This is a genomic window from Mycobacterium sp. MFM001, assembly GCF_003402475.1.
Classification (GTDB): Bacteria; Actinomycetota; Actinomycetes; order Mycobacteriales; family Mycobacteriaceae; genus Mycobacterium.
Window position 1 is genome coordinate 47901 of record NZ_BFAB01000015.1, and the last position, 18879, is coordinate 66779.

The following is an 18879-nucleotide window of genomic DNA, read 5'->3' on the forward strand; positions in this document are numbered from 1 at the left end:
ATATTTCTATTAGTCATATGCTGCCGCGCAAGGAGGCGTCGTGAGCGTGACCGTGGAATCCGCTACTCCCAGTGCCGTCATCGATCGGGTGTCGTTGGTACTGGATGCTTTTGACGGGCCGGGTCGGCTGAATCTGGCTCAGATCGTGCGCCGCACGGGTCTGCCGCGGTCGTCGGCACACCGGATGCTGGAGCGGCTGGTGCAGCTGCGCTGGCTACGGCGCAACGGTCGCGACTACGAACTCGGCATGCGGCTGGTCGAACTCGGATCGCTGGCCGTTCACCAGGACCGGCTGCACCGCGCGGCAGTCTCGGTGCTGCATGACTTACACCGTGTCACCGGGCTGGTGGTCCATTTGGCCGTCTTGGACGGCACCGACGTCGTGTACCTGGAGAAGATCGGCGACCGGATGGCCGCCGCGATCCCGAGCCGCGTCGGCGGGCGTCAGCCAGCGCACTGCACAGCGGTGGGCAAAGCAATCCTGGCGTACAACGACGGCGTCGAAACCCCCGATCTCGCCAACCGCAAGACCAGGTACTCGATCAGCAGTTCGGCGCAGCTGGCCGCCGAACTGGCCAAGGTTCGCGCGCGCGGCGTGGCGTTCGACCGGGAGGAGTCGCTGCCCGGATTCGGTTGTGTCGCAGCACCGATCGGCGATCCGGGCGAGGCCGTCGCGGCGGTGTCGATATGCGGGCCGATGAGCCGGATGATGTTCGATCAGCGGATGGCTGCGCCGGTTCGGATGGCAGCAATGGGCATCTGGCACAACGTGGAAAACGGTTCGCGACGCGTCGCGCCGACGCTGCAGCAGGTGCGCCCGTTGCGGGTCGGGCCGGCGCCCCGCGATCGTGTCCTGCAGTACGCATGACGCGCGCCGGCGACGCCAAGACCGTGGACCCGCAAATCGCGGGCATGCTCGAGGCGCTCGACGCCGGCTTCCCGCGTGTGGAGACGATGACGGGTGCTCAAGCGCGGCAAGCGATTCGGGCTCGGTTTGTCGCTCCCGCTAACCCGGAGCCGGTCGGGATGGTGTGCGACGAGACCATCCCCGGCGGCGTCGGCGTCCGGATCTATCGACCTGCGGCCGGTTCGCCACTGCCGGTGCTGGTGTATGCCCACGGGGGCGGGTTCGTGTTCTGCGACCTCGACAGCCACGACGAGCTGTGCCGCAGCATCGCGAATCGCATTCCAGCCGTGGTGGTTTCGGTGGCTTATCGGCTGGCACCCGAGCACTGCTGGCCGGCGGCCGCCGAGGACGTCTACGCGGCGACGCACTGGGCGGCGAGCAATGCCGAGGATTTCGGCGGAGATGCAAGCCGGATCGTCGTTGGCGGCGATAGCGCAGGCGGCAACCTGGCCGCCGTGACCGCGGTGATGGCGCGCGATCGTGGTGGGCCGCCGCTGGCCGGCCAGTTGCTGCTGTATCCGATCATCGCGGCGGACTTCGACACAGAGTCGTATCAGCTGTTCGGCCAGGGCTTTTACAACCCGCGCCCCGCACTGCAGTGGTACTGGGATCAGTACGTGCCCGCCCCCACCGACCGCATGCATCCCTATGCCTCGCCACTGCACGCCGATCTAGAGGGGCTGCCGCCGGCCGTCGTGGTCGTCGCCGGCCATGACCCATTGCGGGATGAGGGCCTTGCGTTCGGCCGCGCACTGATGGCAGCGGGTGTGGAGACGGTGTGCTGCACCTACGACGGCGCCATCCACGGCTTCATGACGATGCCGATGCTCGGCCTGGCGCAGCGGGCACGCGTAGAGGTCTGCGGCGAACTGTCGCGTCGCCTGGCACCGGACGTTTCGCGCCGAGTCGGTGGTTAGGGTGCCCCAGAGGCGTCCCGATGGGCGGGAGCGCCCGTGCCCCATGGCTGTCGACGACCGTAGGTTCGGCCGAATGGCTGACGGTCGGGTGTACGTCATCGACCGGGTGATCACTCGCCCCGGCTGCGCCAGAAAGTTCGTCGACGCTTACCTTTCCGGCTACGCACCGCGGGCCCGTCAGCGGGGAATGACGTTGCAACAGGTGTTGGTCAGTCCGCCGATCTGGTTTGCCGACCAGACCAACACGGTCACGATCATCTGGTCACTTCCGGATCCGCGGGCGTGGTGGGCAATGACGTGGCAGGCGCGGCCGGATCCCACTGTTGGACAGTGGTGGGCCGATACCTCCGAGTGGATCGTCGAGCGTACTCGCAGCGTCGCTTCGGACGCCCAAGACGTGGACGGACTCTGCGATGTTTAGCGTCGTCAAACTCATCGACGTCGCAGAGGACGGCCGCGACCGTCTGTTGGCCGCGCTGCGGGGCGCGGCAACGAAGGTAAGCGCCGAAGCCGCGCTGGTGGAGTCGACGCTGCCCGGCAGCCGTAACGGCGGCGACATCCTGATGCATCTGCGGTTGGCCGATCGAAGCGAATGGGACCGCATCGCAGGTGAATTCAACGACGTGCTGCAGGACCCGGCAGTCAGCCGGGTCAACGGGGCCGGCTATACGGGTCATCCCGCTCGCACCGATTGGTCCCTCGGCCAGGGTGCCGTCTACCGCGCGCTGTTGTTGCACGTGGCGCCCGGCACCGACGACGCCACCATCGCCCGCTTCGAGGCCGACCTGCGGCTGCTGCCCCGCCACGTGCGCACTATCGCCGCCTGGCAGCTGAGCCGTGTTGAAGATGCCACCGGCGACTCGCCCTGGACACATGTGTTCGAACAGGAATTCACCGACGTCGAGGGATTGATGGGCCCGTATCTCATGCATCCGATTCATTGGGGCCATGTGGATCGCTGGTTCGACCCGGAATGCCCCGACGTCATCGTGCGGGATCGTGTCTGCCACAGCTTCTGTCGGGCCGATCGCGCGGTACTCGGCTGAGTACTACAAGCCCGCGGGCGCGACATTCGGGTTGGCGGTCACCGGTGGTTCCATCGCAGGCAACAAGGTCTTGCCGTCCAGGCTGCGCACCGGCAACCCCTCAGACCAGGCATAGTGCAGACTAAACGCCACCAGCCCAGTGCGCTCCGCAGCGGGCCGGTGACACATTGCCAGCACGGTCTCGGCCAGGTACTCAACAGGCTCGGTCGGGAATCCATCCGGAATCAACTGTGCGGCACCGGGAGTACGGACCGCGGTAGACGGGCCGACACAGTTGACGGCGATGTTCGCGTCGAGCAACTCGGCTGCCACCCCTTGCGTGAAGCGGTGCAACGCCGCCTTCATCGATGCGTAGACAACGTCACCTGCGGTCTTGTTGTAGTCGCGATACGGCCGGACGGGCGGCACCCCGGTCACCGAACCGATGTTGACGATCCAGCCCGCTGCCTGTGAACGCATATGAGGCACTGCGGCTTTCGTCAGCACGAACGGCGCCTTCAGATAGTGCTCCACCGTTCGGTCGAAGGTGTCCAGGCTCATGTCTTCCACCAGCGAGTAGTCAGCGTATCCGGCATTGTTGACCAAAATGTCGAGTCTCCCTGTGCGGGTGAGCACCTGATCGATCAACCGCTCGCGCTGTTCGGCGTCTTCGAGATCGGCGGCAATGCCCAGCGCGTCGCCGCCCGCCTGCCTGATCAGTTCGACCGTCTCATTGATCGTCCCGGGCAGCGCGGCGGCTTTACCCGCCCGCACCGACGCCGACGGCCGATAGGACCGCGCAGTCACCACCACGGTGGCGCCCTCCGCCGAGAGCCGTTGCGCAATCGCGCGTCCGATGCCACGGCTACTGCCGGTGACCAGAGCTGTTCTACCGGAAAGCAAGTGCGTCATCGTAGGTGGAAGTGCTCCTCGATGGGCGCGCGGTGTTCCTCCCACCAGTCGATCATCCGCAGTGGATTGGCCACCACCACGCGGCCGGAGGGCACGCGATAGTACGTGTGCGCTGTCGGAGTGTGCCGCCACACAAGGTTTTCCATCACATCGTCGAGGCGAGCGACGTACTCGTCGTAGGCCTCGCGCGTGGGTTCCATCGACCGCGCCCCACGCAACGCCATCAATTGCAGGCACTCCGTGATGTAGTGCACGGCTACCTCGACGCCGAAGTTGTGACCGCCGCCGTGGCCGGGGCTGCCGTTGGGATGGGACGTCACGAACAAATTCGGGAATCCGGGCACGGTGCCGCCGCGATAGCTGCGTGGAGTGCCCGCCCACTCGTCTTGCAAAGTACGGCCGCCGCGTCCACGAATGTCGATCGTCGACAGGAAGTCGAGGTAATAGCCCGTCGCGTAGATGATTACATCCAGGCTGATCTCCCGCCCGTCCTCGGTCACGATGCCGTCAGGTGTGACCCGCGCCGGCTCGCTTGCTTCGACGTCAACGTGGGGACGGGTGAGGGCGGCATAGTAACCGCCGGGATCGCGGATGATGCGCTTGCCGTACGGGGCGAAGTCCGGGGTGACCTTCTTCGCCAGTTCGCTGCCCGCGCCGAAGGTGCGGTCGATGTAGTCGAGGCAGTACTTCAGCAGTACATCATTGGCCGGCGAAATCGACTGGTGCGAGGCCGCCCACTCGGGGTCCACTTGGATGACCGGGTAGTTGTTGTCCGCAGTCGACCAATAGGACTTCAGCCGAATCCAATTCGCGTAGTGCGGGACATGCCTGGCCAACCAGCGGTGGTAGTCGGGCACGTCGTCCGACGGCCGCCGCCGTGGCGCCACCCAGTGCGGCTGGCGCTGGAACACGGTGAGGCGCGCGACGTCGTCGACGACCGCGTCGACGATCTGCACCGCCGTGCAGCCCGCCCCGATGACAGCGACCCGCTTGCCGGTCAAGTCGAGTTCGCGATCCCATTGCGCTGAATGAATGCTGATGCCGGTGAACGTCTCTCGGCCGTCGAGGTCGGGGAAGCGCGGTCTGTTGAGGTATCCGGTCGCGGTGATGACCACATTGGCGTGGCTGACGGTGCGCGCACCGTCGGCCGAGCAGGCACGAATCTGCCAGCGCTGGTTCTCGTCGTCCCACCAGAGCGCCTCGACCTCGGTGTTGAACCGGGTATGGTTGCGGATCTTGTACTTGTCGGCGACAGCCTGCAAGTACGACTGGTATTCCGATCCCATCGGGTAGTAGTTGGACCAGTCGGGGTTGAGCTCGCGCGACAGCGAGTAATAGGTCGACGGGGTGTCCACCCCGATGCCCGGATAGGTGGTGGTCAGCCAGGTGCCGCCGACCTCGGGATTGCGTTCATATATCTCGTAGGCGACGCCGGCGTCGGCGGCCGCGATCGCGGCGGCGATCCCGGCCATCCCACATCCGACGATGGCGATCTTCGTCGTCAACCGGACAGATGCGGTGCGCGGCAGTACCGGCCGCGGCTTGTGAAAACCGCCCTGTTCCAGCAGCATTGGCACGTTTCGATCCTCGAGGGCTACGCCCAGCGCGATGGGCGCGATCCGGCCGAACAGAACCGGGTCGTCGGCGGGGACGGCGCGGATGGGTTCCGACGCGCCGGTCAGGATGTCCAGCAGCGCGTCAACGATCGTGGCGGCGGTCTCGGGGTCGGTGACACCCGCCTGCTCGGGCGGATCAGGCACATGTGAGATCGCAGGCCCGAATTTGTCGACAACGGCGGGATCACCGCTCAGTTGCGCCAATACCGCCACCAGCACGCCAGGGTCGGCCTGCTCGAGATTGGCGCGCAGTTCGGCGGCCGCAGTCTGGGTAAGCATGACGGCGCCAGTATCGGCCCGGACGGGGCCCACAGCGCCCGGCGTGTCTACTGAGCGGGACGCGTTTTGGCTCCCACTGACCGGTCATCGGCGGTGCCGGCACGCCGACCGGCTGCTTGACTGCAGGATCGTGAGCAACGACATCTCGCTGGCCGAGTTGCAGGAATTCATCGCCGAGTTCTGGTTCCATTACGACGAGGCGCACTACGACGAGCTGGCGGTCCGATTTGCCGACGACATCCACTACGTCAGTCGCAGCGACAGCGGAGCCAGCCCGTTCGAGGAGTTGCTGACCGCTGACGTCCGCGGGCGCCACGAGGCATTCGCGTGGCTGGTCGAGCACCGGAACGCAAGTCCATACCCGTTGCGCCACAACGCCATCAATGTCTTCCGCACCGGGTTCGACGGCGAGGCGGCCAGTGTCCGCTTTTACCTCTTGGTATCCCACATCGCCAATTCCGTCCCATTCGTCAACTCCACCGCCGTCGTCGACGCCGCTGTGCGGCGAGCACGTGCCAGTCTGCAGTTCACCAAAATGGAGGTCGTGCTCGACACACGGGACTCTGTGTTGCTTTCCGAGTTGTCCGTCGACAGCACTGCAAAAAGCACCTGATTGTGACCGCGCGCAACATGTTCGACGGTGGCGTGGCGGTCATCACCGGCGCCGGCGCCGGGATCGGGGCGGGCCTGGCCCGTTACGCCGCGAAACTGGGCATGACTGTCGTGCTCGCCGACATCGACGCCGAGGCCGTCGCGGCGCTACGCCGGGAACTGAACGCGCAAGGTGCGACCGCGGTCGACACGGTGTGCGACGTACGCGAATCGGATGCGATGCAGCAGCTGGCCGAGCGCACATATCGCGATATCGGACCTGTGCGCCTCTTGGTCAACAACGCCGCTGTCGAGCAATTCGGTTACCTGTGGGATACCCCCGTGGAGAACTGGAAGCACGTCGTCGACATCAACATCAGCGGCGTCTTCCACGGCGTACGCGCGTTTCTGCCGAAGATGCTGCCCTTGCCGGAACCTGCGTGGGTGTGGAATGTGTCGTCGATTGGTGGCGTCGCGACTGTTCCGCTGCAGGCGCCCTACATCATGAGCAAACATGCGGTACTCGCGCTCACCGAATGCCTGCGCTTAGAGGTGCAGTTGGCCGGACACGATCATCACATCCACGTACAGGCCGTACTGCCAGGTGCGGTGGCATCCAACATCTTCGAGTCCGGCGGCGGGGTGAATGACGGCGACGTCGCCGCTGCCGAGGCGCAGCGCTCGGCGATGCTCGAGATCAAGGCCGGGGCGATGGATGCCCTTACCGCCGCCGAGGCGATATTCGATCAAGCCACCGAAGGGCGCTTCTACTTGCTCACGCAGCCCGAGTACGTCGGCGCGGCGATGGCCGAGCGCGGCGAATCCCTTGTCTCGCAGCGTCCTCCCGCGCTGAGGGGCCGCCGATTCGATCCGGCGCGCCGGTGAGGCTGGATCCCGACGCCGCTGCCCGTGTCGCGTCATTCGGCGATATTCCGCCGATGCGACAGCGCGGACTGGCCGCCATTCGTAAAGCCATCGAATCGGCGCCCCTGCCCGACGCGATGCCGGAAATGGCCACCGTGGCAAACAGCACGGCACCCGGCCCGGCCGGACCGATTCCCTTGCGCATTTACCACCCAACTCGCGCTGCCCGGACGCCAGTGCTGGTGTATTTCCACGGCGGCGGAATGGTTCTCGGCTCCAATCACTCGTTCGAGCCGCTGGCCCGGACGCTGGCGGCCGAGAGCGGCGCGACCGTGGTGGCCGTCGATTACCGCCTCGCCCCAGAGAATCCGCCGCCCGCGCAATTCCACGACGCCTACTTCGCGACCGGCTGGGTGGCGCGCAATGCCCACCTACTCGGCGTTGATCCGGCTCGGCTTGCGGTGATCGGCGACAGCGCGGGCGGCTCGCTGGCGGCCGCCGTGGCGCTGGCGGCCCGCGACCGGGGCGGCCCGCCAATCCTTTGCCAGGTGCTGCTCTATCCGGGGTTAGACCGCGACATGGATGCGCCGTCCATCACGGCGCTGGCCGATGCACCGATGCTCTGCCTCGACGACATCAATTACATGCACGAGCTTGCCGATGGCTGCGGAAGCACCTCGCGCGACCCGTATCGGGTACCTGCATACGCCACCGACTTGTCCGGCCTGCCCGCCGCGATCGTCGTCAGCGCCGAGTGCGATCCGATCCGCGACTGGGGCGAGCGCTACGCAAACCGCTTGCGCGAGGCCCGAGTACAGGTGACCATGACCCGCTACCCAGGTATGTACCACGGGTTCCTGATGCGCGCCGACACGACCGCGCGGGGCCGGCTGGCCATCGCCGAAGTCGGCGCCCTGCTGCGTGCGAAATTTGCTCACCCATTGCCGTTCTGAGCCTTTGGCGTCCCGGTCAACGGACACCTGGTCGCTGCGGCACCGGCGGCAACCGCAAAATCGAGGCCAGCGACAACCAGAGGAGATCCGATGCTCACCGATCAGCGGCGCCTAGAGCTGTCCGACGTGTTGCGGCCCGCATCGCCTCCCCAGGAGATCCGCGACGTCTACACGGACGATCAACGGGAACGACTGCTGGACATTGTGCACAACAACGGGCCGTGGAAGCTGATCATCGCACACCACTTCCACTCGGCCGAAGAGCTGATCGCCACCATGAGCGGCGCTTTTCCCGAAGGGTTTGAGCCGTCTCTGGACCTGTTTGTGACCCCTACCTTCCGCGGCTACCTGGCGAACCACGGCGCGGTGTTGTACCCACAAGTGCACGACTGCTTCTACAACGCACGCTTCGTGGAGATGGCCAAGGCCTACTGGAAAGCCGAATACGCCAAGCCGCAGATGATGCTATTCAACATCAACGGCCCATGCGCCAATCGCGATCCGGGACACCTGGATTCGCCGAGCTTCCGCGGGGTGCGCCACGAGAACGCACCGACCTGGCTGACAAGCGTCATGGGCAAATCCGGCCTATTCCAGGACTACCTGATCAAGATGGCGCAAGTGATCGCCTGGTTTTCTCTCGACCCGGGCAGCGGCTTCACGTATTGGCCAGACGGGCCGCTCAAGCCGCCGCAGCGCATTCTGCCGCCGGTCTACAACCGCGGTGTTGTGGTGCAAAACGAGATGATGATGCACCGCGGTGAAGCCAATGGGCCACTGGAACAACAGATCCCGGCCGGGCTGAGCTTCGACACCACGTTCACCGGTGATCCCGCCGACCGCGACTGGTGGCTACTGCAGAACGGCAACGATGTGATCGCCCGCCACCACACCGACGAGCTGCGCTTCCTGGTCCACTGGTCGGCCGAGGTCTTCTCCGACTACGACGAGTTGAAGAAAAACATGGACGGCTCCGACGATCTGACCATCGAGCAGGCAATCGACACGTTGGTCAAGGACGTCAACGCCCAAGGTATCAAGCTGTCTTTGCCGGACGACCCGCTGCACAACCCAGAGTTCATCCGCACGCTCAACGCGGCCTACGACCTGGGCGGTCCGTCGAGCTATCCGGACGACGCACCGATCAGCGCCTTTCAGCTGGCATGACCGACACGGCGGATGCCAGAGAAACGGTCGCGGCCGGCTCTGGCGGCCAACGTCCCGCTGGCAGGGAAACCAAGTCACGGAGCCAAGTCGGCGACCTAATGTCGTTTTCGTGTCGACTAGCATCCCCGCCGGCCTGCCCGTCCGCGACCTGACGGTAGACCTCTTGGTCGTCGGTTCGGGCACCGGAATGGCAGCTGCGTTGGCGGCGCAGGAATGCGGATTGAACGTATTGATCGTGGAGAAGTCGTCCTATGTCGGGGGTTCGACGGCTCGCTCGGGCGGCGCCTTGTGGCTTCCGGCGAGTCCGATATTGGACGTCGACGCCGACACCGTGGAACGTGCCGAGACTTATCTGCGGTCGGTGGTCGCGGGCACCGCACCGGCCGAGCGATCCGCCGGCTTCTTGCGGCACGTGACCGCGACCGTCGAAATGCTGCGGCGCACCACACCGATGAAGTTCATCTGGGCCAAAGACTATTCGGACTACCACCCCGAGGCGCCCGGCGGAACCGCCGTCGGTCGCACCTGCGAGTGCCGCCCGTTGAACTCCGCGATCCTCGGTGAATACCGGAACCAGCTGAGACCCGGAGTACTGGAGGTCAAGATCCCCATGCCCACCACCGGGGCCGACTACCGGTGGATGAACCTGATGGCCCGGGTCCCGCGCAAAGGCATACCGACCATCGCCAAACGGCTCGGTCAAGGGGTGGGTGGACGTCTGCTTGGCCGGCGCTACGTCGCGGGCGGGCAGGCGCTTACCGCCGGCCTGTTCGCCGGTGTGCTACGCGCGGGAGTCCCGATATGGACCGACACCGCGCTGCATCGCTTGACCACGGACGGCGCCCGGGTCACCGGCGCAGTGGTCGGGCACGACGCGCGGGAAGTTACCGTCACCGCGCGGCGGGGCGTGGTGTTGGCCGCCGGCGGGTTCGACCACGCCATGGCCATGCGCTGGAAGTTCCAGTCCGAATCTCTCGGCGAGCACATGAGCCTGGGCGCCGAGTCCAACACCGGCGATGCCATCCGCGTCGCGCAAGACCTCGGCGCCGCAACCGATCTCATGAGCCAAGCATGGTGGTTCCCGGCCGTCGCACCACTACCGGGCGCGACGCCACTGGTGATGCTGGCCGAACGATCCCTGCCCGGTTCGCTGATCGTCGATCAGCACGGCATCCGCTTCGCCAACGAGGCAACGGATTACATGTCGTTCGGGCAGCGGCTGCTGGAACGGGAACGCTCAGGAGATCCGGTCGAGTCCATGTGGATCGTGTTCGACCAGCAGTACCGCAACAGTTATGTCTTCGCCGGCGAACTGTTTCCCCGGATGCCAATCCCGCAGCCGTGGTACGCCGCCGGCATCGCCCACCGCTCGAATAGCCTGGCTGAACTCGCGGACAAAATAGGTGTTCCCCGATCACAGTTCGCGGCCACCGTGCACCGGTTCAACGAGATGGCACGAGCCGGATTGGACGCGGACTTCCACCGCGGCCGCAGCGCCTACGACCGCTACTACGGCGATCCCACCATCAAACCGAACCCCAATCTGCGCGCTCTCGACCGTGGGCCCTTCTATGCGGTCAAGATGGTGCTCAGCGACCTCGGCACCTGCGGCGGTCTGCGCGCCGACGACCGTGCCCGCGTGTTGCGCGAGGACGGCAGCGTCATCAAGGGCCTCTACGCGATCGGCAACACCGCGGCCAACGCGTTCGGCGCCACCTATCCCGGAGCGGGCGCAACGATTGCCCAGGGATTGGTGTACGGCTACGTCGCCGCCCGCGACGCGGCCACCGGTTAATCAATTCGGCTCATCGGCATTGGCCCGCTTTTCGATCTCGTACCAGAATTCCGGTGGGGGCCAAGGGATCTTGGTCCGGCCGCCCTTGCCGGCCTGAGGGAACGCGGCTTCGGCCTCGTCGAGCTCTTTGATCATTTTCAGGGCGAGTTCACGTTCGTTGGCGTAATACCGCTCGGCCCACTGCAGCGCGACGCGCGCGTATGCCCAGGACGGATCGGCGCCGGCCCACCGTGCGTCCTTGGCCGCATTGCGGTGCATCTGGTCGGCGTAGGCCACGTGTTCCTGCAGCACCTCTTTCAGCCTTTCTGGGCTGGTGAGGTGTCCCATCGTGACCCGCAGCAGCGGGCCATGCTTCAACGTCGGTGGGTCGACCGGCGCTTCGTTCGCCCACCGGGTAAGCGCGTCCATCCCGGCTTCGGTGATCTTGTAGAGCCTGCGATTGCGCGTGCCGGTTGTGTTCTCGACACGAGACGTCACCAAGCCCAGTTGCTCTAACTTCTTGAGCTCGGAGTAGATCTGGCTGTACGCCGGGCTGCCGTAATAGAAGCGCATGCTCCAGTCGATCCACTTTCGGATGTCGTAGCCAGACAGCTCGTACTCGTAGGAGAGCACGCCGAGCAGCGCCCAGCTGGTTGCCGCCAGGTTCGGCTTACCCCGTAGATCGCTGCCCTCCATTTGCCCAGGTTAACAACTTCGCGGTGCTGCAGGCTGGCCGCTTACCACTGGCCGGGAGACGACATTGCCAAGGGCACGCCCACCGCGCACGCTGTGTCCTGTGACCTCGGAACTCGTGCAGCTGGAGTCGGTGTACGGGCCGTTGACCGAGTCGGTCCGGCGCCTCGTCGACGCCACAATCCGGACAAAAGCCGACGCGATGACGCTTGCCAGGGTGAAGGAGAAGATCGATTGCGCGACTGAGGAATTGAGCGCGGCGCTGATTCCCGGCTCTTTCGGTACGCAGACCACCGATGGTCAACCGATGGTATGGGGAAACGTCGTGGTCGGTCTGCGCAACCCTGTCGCGCCTCCGCTGGTGATTCACCACGGAGCCGACGGCCTGGTGCGGGCGGACTTCGCTCTCGGCGCGGCCTACGAGGGTCCGCCCGGCCACGTACATGGCGGGGTGTGCGCGATGGTCCTCGACCATGTCCTGGGCGCCACCGCGCACAAGCCGGGTAGACCGGCCTACACCGGCACGCTGACGTTGCGCTACCTGCGAGGAACCCCGCTGGGCAAGCTGCGGGCAGAGGCACGCATCGACCATGTGGAGGGGGTCAAGACGTTTGCCGTCGGCCACATCGCGGATGCGGGTGGCGTGACCGTCGAGGCTGACGGCGTGTTCATCCACCCGCGGGAGAACCGGCGGTAAATCGCTAGCTGCGGGCCGGCGCCAGCCGCTTCAGCGCCAGCCCGCCTTCGAACGGCCGGTAGCCGAACGCCGCCGGCGCCTGGTAGCCGGTGTCGCCCAACGCGGTATGCACCTCGGCGACGGTCGGGCCGATCTTGGCCGCGACGGGCGCCAGTGCGTCCAGGTCGAAGCGGTAGAGGCGACCGGCGTTGCCGCCCAAGATCTTCCGACAGACATCCTCGGACCTGTCATGCAGAGCCCAGCGGATCGCCAGCTTCGACTGCGGCGTGAAGCCTTCCTCGTGGGGATAGTCACTGCCCCACATGATGTGGTCTGCCCCCATGAAGTCGATCATCGCCGCGTCGTAGGGCGCCAGCTCGCTGGCCAAATACACGTTGCGCCGGGCATATTCGCTGGGCGACAGCGTCAACTCGTCGACCGACGAACCGCCGAACATCCCGTAGGTGCGGTTGTGCGCCTCCGATTTCATGGTGGGCACCATCGCGTCGAGCACCGCCAATTGCGACTGGACCCACAGCGTGCCCTGCTCGGTCGGGACGAACCGCAGCGTCGGATACCGCTCGAACACCCCGGCCAGAATCAGGTGGCCGAGCGTGCGGTTCGCCCACATCGCCATCTCGGTGATCAGCACCGCGTTGGATGCCGGCTGGTCCATCGGCATCTCGGGACTGCCGGCCCCCGCATGCTGCACCACGGTCAGGTCCAGCTCCGCGCACAGCGCCCAGATCGGCTCGTAGCGGGTGTGGAACAACGGGGCGACCTGCGGGTCGCCGGGCGAGACCGGCGGGATCAGCACGCCGCCGAAGCAGTCTTGCTCGGCGCCCCAACGGATCTCCTGCAACGCAAGCTCGACGTCGTTGGGAAAGATCTGAATCAGTCCGCGGCGCCGCGTGGGCGCCAGCGAACAGAAGTCGACCTGCCACCGGTTGTGCGCTTGCACGCCGGCCCAACGCTTCTCTAACTCGTCGCGAGTGCGCGGCAGGCTGATCGTGATGTTGGGCGTGGTCGGGAAAAACGGGGGCACGGTGTTGGGCAGCAGCACCTCGCCGGCCACGCCGTCGGCGTCCATCTCGGATAGCCGCAACTCGTGGTCCCAGTTGCGGGCGGCGGTGGCGATGATCAAGTCGTCGAACGGGCTGACGTATGTCTTGGCCCACGCGTCGAACTCGTCGTGCAGCCCGGCCGGCAGGTACTGCTTGTAGTCGTAGAGGTCGGCCCCGGCGTGGGTGTCCGTCGAGATGACCACATAACGATCGATCGTGTCCCAGGTTGCAGCCATGGTGTCCTCCGGCGTCGGTGTATACGAGGCTAGCCTTCCCGTCAGGCCGGCGAGCGCAAGATCTTTGTCTCAGTGAGCGGACGACCGGGCAAGCTGGACACCATGGACATCGGATTCATCGGCCTGGGCAACATGGGCCGCGGCATGGCCGCCAACCTCGTCAACGCGGGTCATCGCGTCACCGTCTACAACCGCTCCCCCGGCAAGGCCGACGCACTGACCGACCAGGGCGCAACACGCGCGCTCACCGTCGCCGAGGCCTGCCGCGGCGAGGTTGTGGTCACGATGCTGGCCGACGACTACGCCGTCGACGACGTGGTGTTCGGCGAGGACGGCGTGCTCGCGTCACTGGCACCCGGCGCTGTGCACGTCTCGTCGAGCACCATCAGCGTCGCGCTGTCTCAGCGGTTGGCCGCTGCACATGCTGACGCCGGGCAGCAATATGTGGCCGCGCCGGTGTTCGGCCGCCCCGAAGCCGCCTCTGCCGCAAAGCTTTTCGTGGTCGCAGCGGGCGCGCCCGCGGTGCTCGAGCAAGTGGCGCCATTGTTTGACGCGATCGGCCAGCGCACCTTCGTGGTGTCCGAGAAACCGGAGGCAGCCAGCCTGGTCAAGCTGTCGGGCAACTTCTTGATCGCGTCGGTGATCGAGTCACTGGGCGAGGCCATCGCGCTGGTCGGCAAGGCGGGGGTGGACCCGCTGCACTACGTCGACATCCTGACCTCGACGTTGTTCAGCGCGCCGGCCTACCAGACGTACGGCGGGCTGATCGCGCGTGGCGAATTCGAGCCGGCCGGGTTCGCCGCGACGCTGGGGCTCAAGGACGTCCGGCTGGCACTGGCCGCCGCCGAGGACATGCAGGTGCCCCTGCCCGTCGCCAGCCTGCTGCGCGACCGGTTCCTCGCGCTGCTGGCCGACGGGCGCGGCCACCAGGATTGGTCGGCGATCGCCACCCTCGCGGGACGGGACGCAGGGGCGATCGCCAGCGCGGCGAAGCCGGGCGCAGCGGGTCGGCCCCAGATGCCCGGCTCAGACCACTCCGCGTAACCCGTCGGCGCCGAACACCGGCTCCAGCATCGCGGTGAAGTCCGGGCCGCGGCGCAGCATGTGCCCACCGTCGACGTTGATGACCTGGCCGGTGATCCACGCGGCGGCGTCGCTGAGCAGGAACATCGCCGCGTTGGCGACGTCCTCCACCTCGCCGGCCCGCGGCAGCGGCGTGCAGATCCGGTAATCCTCGGACAACTCCGGCGACTCGGTGATCGGCGCGACGAGGTCGGTGCGGATCAGCCCCGGCCGGATACCGTTGACCCGCACCCACGACGGGCCCAGCTCGTCGGCCGCCAGCTTCATCAGATGGTCGACCGCCGATTTGGTCACCCCATACGCGCCAAACCAGCGATGCGTGTTGCTGGCCGCGATCGACGAGATCCCGACGAACGACCCGCCACCACCGCGAACCAGTTGTCGCGCAGCATGTTTGAGCACATACATGGTGCCGTTGACGTTGAGGTCGACCGTGCGCCGCCACGCGTCGGAGTCGACCTGGGTGATCGGTCCGATCGTCTCGGAGCCGCCCGCGCAATGCACCACGCCGTGCAGCCGGCCGCGCCACGCCGTCGCGGCGTCGACGACCCGCGCAACCTGGTCTTCGTCGGTGACGTCGGCCGGCTCGGGCCGGACGTCGCCGCCGATCTCCTTGGCGGCCGCTTCCAACCGATCGGCATTGCGCGCGACGATGACGACCGCCGCCCCGGCCGCGGCCAAGCCCGCCGCCACCGCCTTACCGATTCCCGTGCCACCGCCGGTGACCAGGTAGGTACGGTCTTCGAACGAAAGTTCCATGCTGCTCCTTGCGGTTGCGCGAGCAGAAATTACGGCTCGTCGCGGCGGGCGATCTTCGACGGCTTGGCGGTGCGCCAGTCCTCGACGTCGGGCGGCAACCCGATCGGATACCGGTTCTCGTTGCGGGCCGCCCAGTGCGCATGCCCGAGCTCGTGAACATGGAACGCGTGGCGCAGCGCCTCGGTGAAACCCATTGCGTCGGAGGCGGCGTTCACCGAGTCCTTGATCAGCAGCGCAGCCATCGTGGGCCGTTCGGCGATGCGCCGGGCGAACTCCAGCGTCTTGTCCTCGAGCTCGCCGGCCGGAAACACCTTGGATACCATGCCGAGCCGGTAGGCCTCGTCGGCGTCCAGCGAATCACCGGTCAGCAGAAGCTCTTTGGCTTTGCGCGGGCCGAATTCCCAAGGGTGAGCGTAGTATTCGACGCCCGGCATACCCATCCGCACCCCGACCACGTCGGAAAACTTCGCGTTGTCCGCAGCCACGATCAGATCGCACGCCCAGATCAGCATCAAACCCGCGGAAATCGCATTGCCCTGTACCTGAGCAATGGTGATCTTTCGCAGATCCCGCCAGCGGCAGGTGTTCTGGAAATAGAAATGCCACTCCTGCAGATAGGTTTTCTCGGCGATCGGATCGCGGGTGGCGCCATACCCCTGAAACGTCGGATGCTGCCCCGGGCCGGGCATGCGCTCGGCCAGCGCCGCCTCCGAACCCAGGTCGTGGCCGGCGGAGAAATTCTTGCCGCGCGCCGCCAGAATCACCACCCGCACGTCGTCGTCGGCCTCGGCACGCAGGAACGCCTCGTCGAGCTGAACCAGCAGGGTGCGGTTCTGCGCGTTGTGCGCCTCGGGCCGGTTGAGCCAGACCCTGGCGATACGGCCCTCGTCGAGCTTCTCGTAGGTCACCAGCTCAGCGGAATCACCGTCGACCGCGCTGGTGCCCACATCGTCGTGGACTGCCATTTCGCCACCTCACCTGGGTTGTTGGACGCTTACACATTACGGCCCGCGCGTAACGCGCCCGCCGCTGGCCCCGGCCGCGGGTGCGACCCAAAACACACTTTCGCATACAGTTATGTCATGCCTGCTAAATCTGATCCTGCCGAAATCGGCGATGTGGAACCGTTGGCCGACAGCACCGCACGCCAGGCCAGGCGTGTCGTCGCGGCGTATGCGAACGACGCCGACGAGTGCCGGATTTTCCTGTCGATGCTCGGTATTGGGCCAGCGAAAAACGAGGCGTAAATGGCTCCCCGGCCAGCCAAGAGCTCGGGGGATTCCGACTTCGTGGTGGTCGCCAACCGGCTGCCCATCGACATGGAGCGGCTGCCCGACGGCAGCACCACCTGGAAACGCAGTCCCGGTGGGCTGGTCACGGCGTTAGAGCCGCTGCTGCGCCGCCAGCGCGGGGCCTGGGTGGGCTGGCCGGGCATTGTGGATGCCGACGAGAAGCCCATCGAAGCTGAGGACCTGCGCCTGCATCCGGTGCGGTTGTCCGCCGACGACGTCGCGCAGTACTACGAGGGGTTCTCCAACGCGACACTGTGGCCGCTGTACCACGACGTCATCGTCAAACCGCTCTACCACCGGGAGTGGTGGGAGCGCTACGTCGACGTCAACCGCCGCTTCGCCGAGGCCACCTCACGCGCCGCCGCGAAAGGCGCGACGGTGTGGGTGCAGGACTACCAGCTGCAGCTTGTCCCCAAGATGCTGCGCGAGCTGCGGCCCGACCTGACCATCGGCTTCTTCCTGCACATCCCGTTTCCGCCGGTCGAATTGTTCATGCAGATGCCCTGGCGCACCGAGATCGTGGAAGGTCTGCTCGGCGCCGACCTGGTGGGCTTCCACCTGCCCGGCGGTGCGCAGAACTTTCTGATCCTGTCGCGACGGCTGGTGGGCGCCAACACATCTCGCGGCTCGGTCGGAGTGCGGTCGCGGTTCGGCGAGGTGGAGCTCGATTCCCGCACCGTCCGGGTGGGCGCCTTCCCGATCTCGATCGACTCGGGCAACCTCGACCGCAAAGCACGTGACCGCAGCGTCCGGCGACGGGCCCGCGAGATCCGCGCCGAGATCGGCAACCCCCGCAAGATCCTGCTCGGCGTCGACCGGCTCGACTACACCAAGGGCATCGACGTCCGGCTGAAGGCCTTCTCCGAGTTGCTCGCCGAGGGGCGCGTCAAAGGTGACGACGCAGTGCTCGTGCAGTTGGCCACGCCCAGCCGCGAACGCGTCGAGAGCTATCAGATCCTGCGCAACGACATCGAGCGCCAAGTCGGCCACATCAACGGCGAATACGGCGAGGTCGGCCACCCGGTGGTGCATTACCTGCACCGCCCGGTCCCCCGCGACGAGCTGATCGCGTTCTTCGTGGCCAGCGACGTCATGCTGGTCACTCCGCTGCGCGACGGGATGAACCTGGTGGCCAAGGAGTACGTTGCCTGCCGCAGCGACCTCGGCGGTGCGCTGGTGCTGTCCGAATTCACCGGCGCCGCAGCCGAACTCCGCCAGGCCTACCTGGTCAACCCGCACGACACCGAAGGCGTCAAGGACGCAATCGAGGCGGCGCTCAACCAGCCCGAGGAAGAGGGACGGCGCCGGATGCGGGCGCTGCGACGGCAAGTGCTCGCTCACGACGTCGACCGTTGGGCCCGGTCATTTCTCGACGCGCTCGCCGAAGCGCATCCGCAGAACCACTGAACCGGTGATATGCCCGTTGGGGCGCTGCAATAATCGACGCATGATCATCTCCCGTGGCATGACCGCCGCCGCCGTCATGGCATTGGTGGCGGTGGGAACGGCCAGCCCCGCCAAGGCATTGGGCCCGCCACCGGACGGCATCTATACCTTCAGCGAAGCGGGGGTGCCCCCGGCCACGTGGAAGATCTCGGCGTTGTGTGACGCGCCGTCCCGGCAACGCGCCATTCCGGACTTCACCGACCCGGTCATTGCGGCCGACCTGTGCGCACTCAATGTCTCGAGCACCACACCGCGGAAAATCACTCCCGACGAGAAGCTCGCGAACTACATCGGCCGGGCCCGGCTTACCAGCGATCTATGGACATTCCAAGTGGGCAAGTCGACCGGGGTCTCGTGTCCGGACGGCACGACCGCGCCGTCGACCGACACGTATGCCTTCGACGACGTGACGCTCGCCGGCACCCACACCAGCATCCACGGCGCGGTCTGCGGCCTGCAGCCGGGAATGACCAAAACCCCGTTCACACTGGCGTTCAAGGAGCCACTGCCGGTACCGGTCGAGCGTTACCCGTTGGACTGCAACGAAATCGGGCAGTGCCGCTGAGCGGTTTCGGCGCGGTTTCCGTCGCTGAGCGACGATTACCGCGCCGAAATCAATGGCGGC

20 protein-coding genes are annotated in these 18879 nt (G+C 66.2%); 14 read left to right on the forward strand and 6 right to left on the reverse strand.

The window, feature by feature from the left end:
* The first annotated feature begins 46 nt into the window (after positions 1–46).
* The 4 genes from MFM001_RS20945 to MFM001_RS20960 all read left to right on the forward strand — a co-directional run bounded on the left by MFM001_RS20945 (position 47) and on the right by MFM001_RS20960 (position 2870).
* Positions 47–868 (forward strand): IclR family transcriptional regulator, encoded by an 822-nt coding sequence (locus tag MFM001_RS20945; RefSeq protein ID WP_371685594.1) that lies wholly within the window; start codon positions 47–49, stop codon positions 866–868.
* On the forward strand, positions 865–1824 hold the full coding sequence (locus tag MFM001_RS20950) for an alpha/beta hydrolase (protein ID WP_116377189.1): 960 nt from the start codon (positions 865–867) through the stop codon (positions 1822–1824). The genes MFM001_RS20945 and MFM001_RS20950 overlap by 4 nt, the downstream gene beginning before the upstream one ends.
* Before the next feature lie 73 nt (positions 1825–1897).
* On the forward strand, positions 1898–2245 hold the full coding sequence (locus MFM001_RS20955; RefSeq protein WP_116377190.1) for a hypothetical protein: 348 nt from the start codon (positions 1898–1900) through the stop codon (positions 2243–2245).
* The gene (locus MFM001_RS20960; protein ID WP_116377191.1) at positions 2238–2870 is read left to right on the forward strand and encodes a Dabb family protein; all 633 of its coding nucleotides are present in this window, start codon (positions 2238–2240) and stop codon (positions 2868–2870) included. The genes MFM001_RS20955 and MFM001_RS20960 overlap by 8 nt, the downstream gene beginning before the upstream one ends.
* A 3-nt stretch (positions 2871–2873) precedes the next feature.
* On the opposite strand, the gene MFM001_RS20965 is transcribed toward MFM001_RS20960, so the two are convergent.
* Together MFM001_RS20965 and MFM001_RS20970 are read right to left on the reverse strand one after the other, a co-directional pair.
* Complete coding sequence (locus tag MFM001_RS20965) at positions 2874–3761, reverse strand: SDR family NAD(P)-dependent oxidoreductase (RefSeq protein ID WP_116377192.1); 888 nt, start codon at positions 3759–3761, stop codon at positions 2874–2876.
* On the reverse strand, positions 3758–5656 hold the full coding sequence (locus MFM001_RS20970) for an NAD(P)/FAD-dependent oxidoreductase (RefSeq protein WP_116377193.1): 1899 nt from the start codon (positions 5654–5656) through the stop codon (positions 3758–3760). The genes MFM001_RS20965 and MFM001_RS20970 overlap by 4 nt, the downstream gene beginning before the upstream one ends.
* A gap of 130 nt (positions 5657–5786) precedes the next feature.
* On the opposite strand from MFM001_RS20970, the gene MFM001_RS20975 reads away from it, so the two are divergent.
* From MFM001_RS20975 to MFM001_RS20995, 5 genes are all read left to right on the forward strand, one after another.
* On the forward strand, positions 5787–6269 hold the full coding sequence (locus tag MFM001_RS20975) for a nuclear transport factor 2 family protein (protein ID WP_116377243.1): 483 nt from the start codon (positions 5787–5789) through the stop codon (positions 6267–6269).
* A gap of 2 nt (positions 6270–6271) precedes the next feature.
* Positions 6272–7132 (forward strand): SDR family NAD(P)-dependent oxidoreductase, encoded by an 861-nt coding sequence (locus MFM001_RS20980; RefSeq protein WP_238159318.1) that lies wholly within the window; start codon positions 6272–6274, stop codon positions 7130–7132.
* A 53-nt stretch (positions 7133–7185) separates the two neighbouring features.
* Entirely contained in the window at positions 7186–8064 is an 879-nt protein-coding gene (locus tag MFM001_RS20985; protein ID WP_116377245.1) for an alpha/beta hydrolase, read from the forward strand.
* A 90-nt stretch (positions 8065–8154) separates the two neighbouring features.
* Complete coding sequence (locus MFM001_RS20990) at positions 8155–9231, forward strand: hypothetical protein (protein ID WP_116377194.1); 1077 nt, start codon at positions 8155–8157, stop codon at positions 9229–9231.
* 109 nt (positions 9232–9340) lie between these two features.
* Positions 9341–11026, forward strand: a complete 1686-nt coding sequence (locus MFM001_RS20995; RefSeq protein WP_116377195.1) for a 3-ketosteroid-delta-1-dehydrogenase — start codon at positions 9341–9343, stop codon at positions 11024–11026.
* On the opposite strand, the gene MFM001_RS21000 is transcribed toward MFM001_RS20995, so the two are convergent.
* Positions 11027–11701 (reverse strand): PadR family transcriptional regulator, encoded by a 675-nt coding sequence (locus tag MFM001_RS21000; protein ID WP_116377196.1) that lies wholly within the window; start codon positions 11699–11701, stop codon positions 11027–11029.
* 91 nt (positions 11702–11792) lie between these two features.
* On the opposite strand from MFM001_RS21000, the gene MFM001_RS21005 reads away from it, so the two are divergent.
* Positions 11793–12395, forward strand: a complete 603-nt coding sequence (locus MFM001_RS21005) for a PaaI family thioesterase (protein WP_238159320.1) — start codon at positions 11793–11795, stop codon at positions 12393–12395.
* Between the two features lie 4 nt (positions 12396–12399).
* On the opposite strand, the gene MFM001_RS21010 is transcribed toward MFM001_RS21005, so the two are convergent.
* A complete protein-coding gene (locus MFM001_RS21010) occupies positions 12400–13674 on the reverse strand; it encodes an amidohydrolase family protein (protein WP_116377197.1) in 1275 nt (424 codons plus the stop codon).
* Between the two features lie 102 nt (positions 13675–13776).
* Here MFM001_RS21010 and MFM001_RS21015 point away from each other — a divergent pair, with 102 nt between their 5' ends.
* Positions 13777–14718 carry an NAD(P)-dependent oxidoreductase gene (locus MFM001_RS21015; protein ID WP_116377247.1) on the forward strand — a complete coding sequence of 314 codons (942 nt, stop codon included), beginning with the start codon at positions 13777–13779 and terminating at the stop codon, positions 14716–14718.
* On the opposite strand, the gene MFM001_RS21020 is transcribed toward MFM001_RS21015, so the two are convergent.
* Together MFM001_RS21020 and MFM001_RS21025 are read right to left on the reverse strand one after the other, a co-directional pair.
* The gene (locus MFM001_RS21020) at positions 14701–15516 is read right to left on the reverse strand and encodes an SDR family oxidoreductase (protein ID WP_116377198.1); all 816 of its coding nucleotides are present in this window, start codon (positions 15514–15516) and stop codon (positions 14701–14703) included. The genes MFM001_RS21015 and MFM001_RS21020 overlap by 18 nt on opposite strands.
* Before the next feature lie 29 nt (positions 15517–15545).
* Positions 15546–16481, reverse strand: a complete 936-nt coding sequence (locus MFM001_RS21025; protein WP_116377199.1) for an enoyl-CoA hydratase — start codon at positions 16479–16481, stop codon at positions 15546–15548.
* 117 nt (positions 16482–16598) lie between these two features.
* Between MFM001_RS21025 and MFM001_RS24645 the strand changes: the two genes are divergently transcribed.
* The 3 genes from MFM001_RS24645 to MFM001_RS21035 are packed head-to-tail and all read left to right on the forward strand — an operon-like array spanning position 16599 to position 18819.
* The gene (locus MFM001_RS24645; RefSeq protein WP_192887011.1) at positions 16599–16763 is read left to right on the forward strand and encodes a hypothetical protein; all 165 of its coding nucleotides are present in this window, start codon (positions 16599–16601) and stop codon (positions 16761–16763) included.
* On the forward strand, positions 16764–18215 hold the full coding sequence (locus tag MFM001_RS21030) for a trehalose-6-phosphate synthase (RefSeq protein WP_116377200.1): 1452 nt from the start codon (positions 16764–16766) through the stop codon (positions 18213–18215).
* A gap of 40 nt (positions 18216–18255) precedes the next feature.
* Positions 18256–18819, forward strand: a complete 564-nt coding sequence (locus MFM001_RS21035; RefSeq protein WP_116377201.1) for a hypothetical protein — start codon at positions 18256–18258, stop codon at positions 18817–18819.
* The last annotated feature ends 60 nt before the right edge of the window (positions 18820–18879 follow it).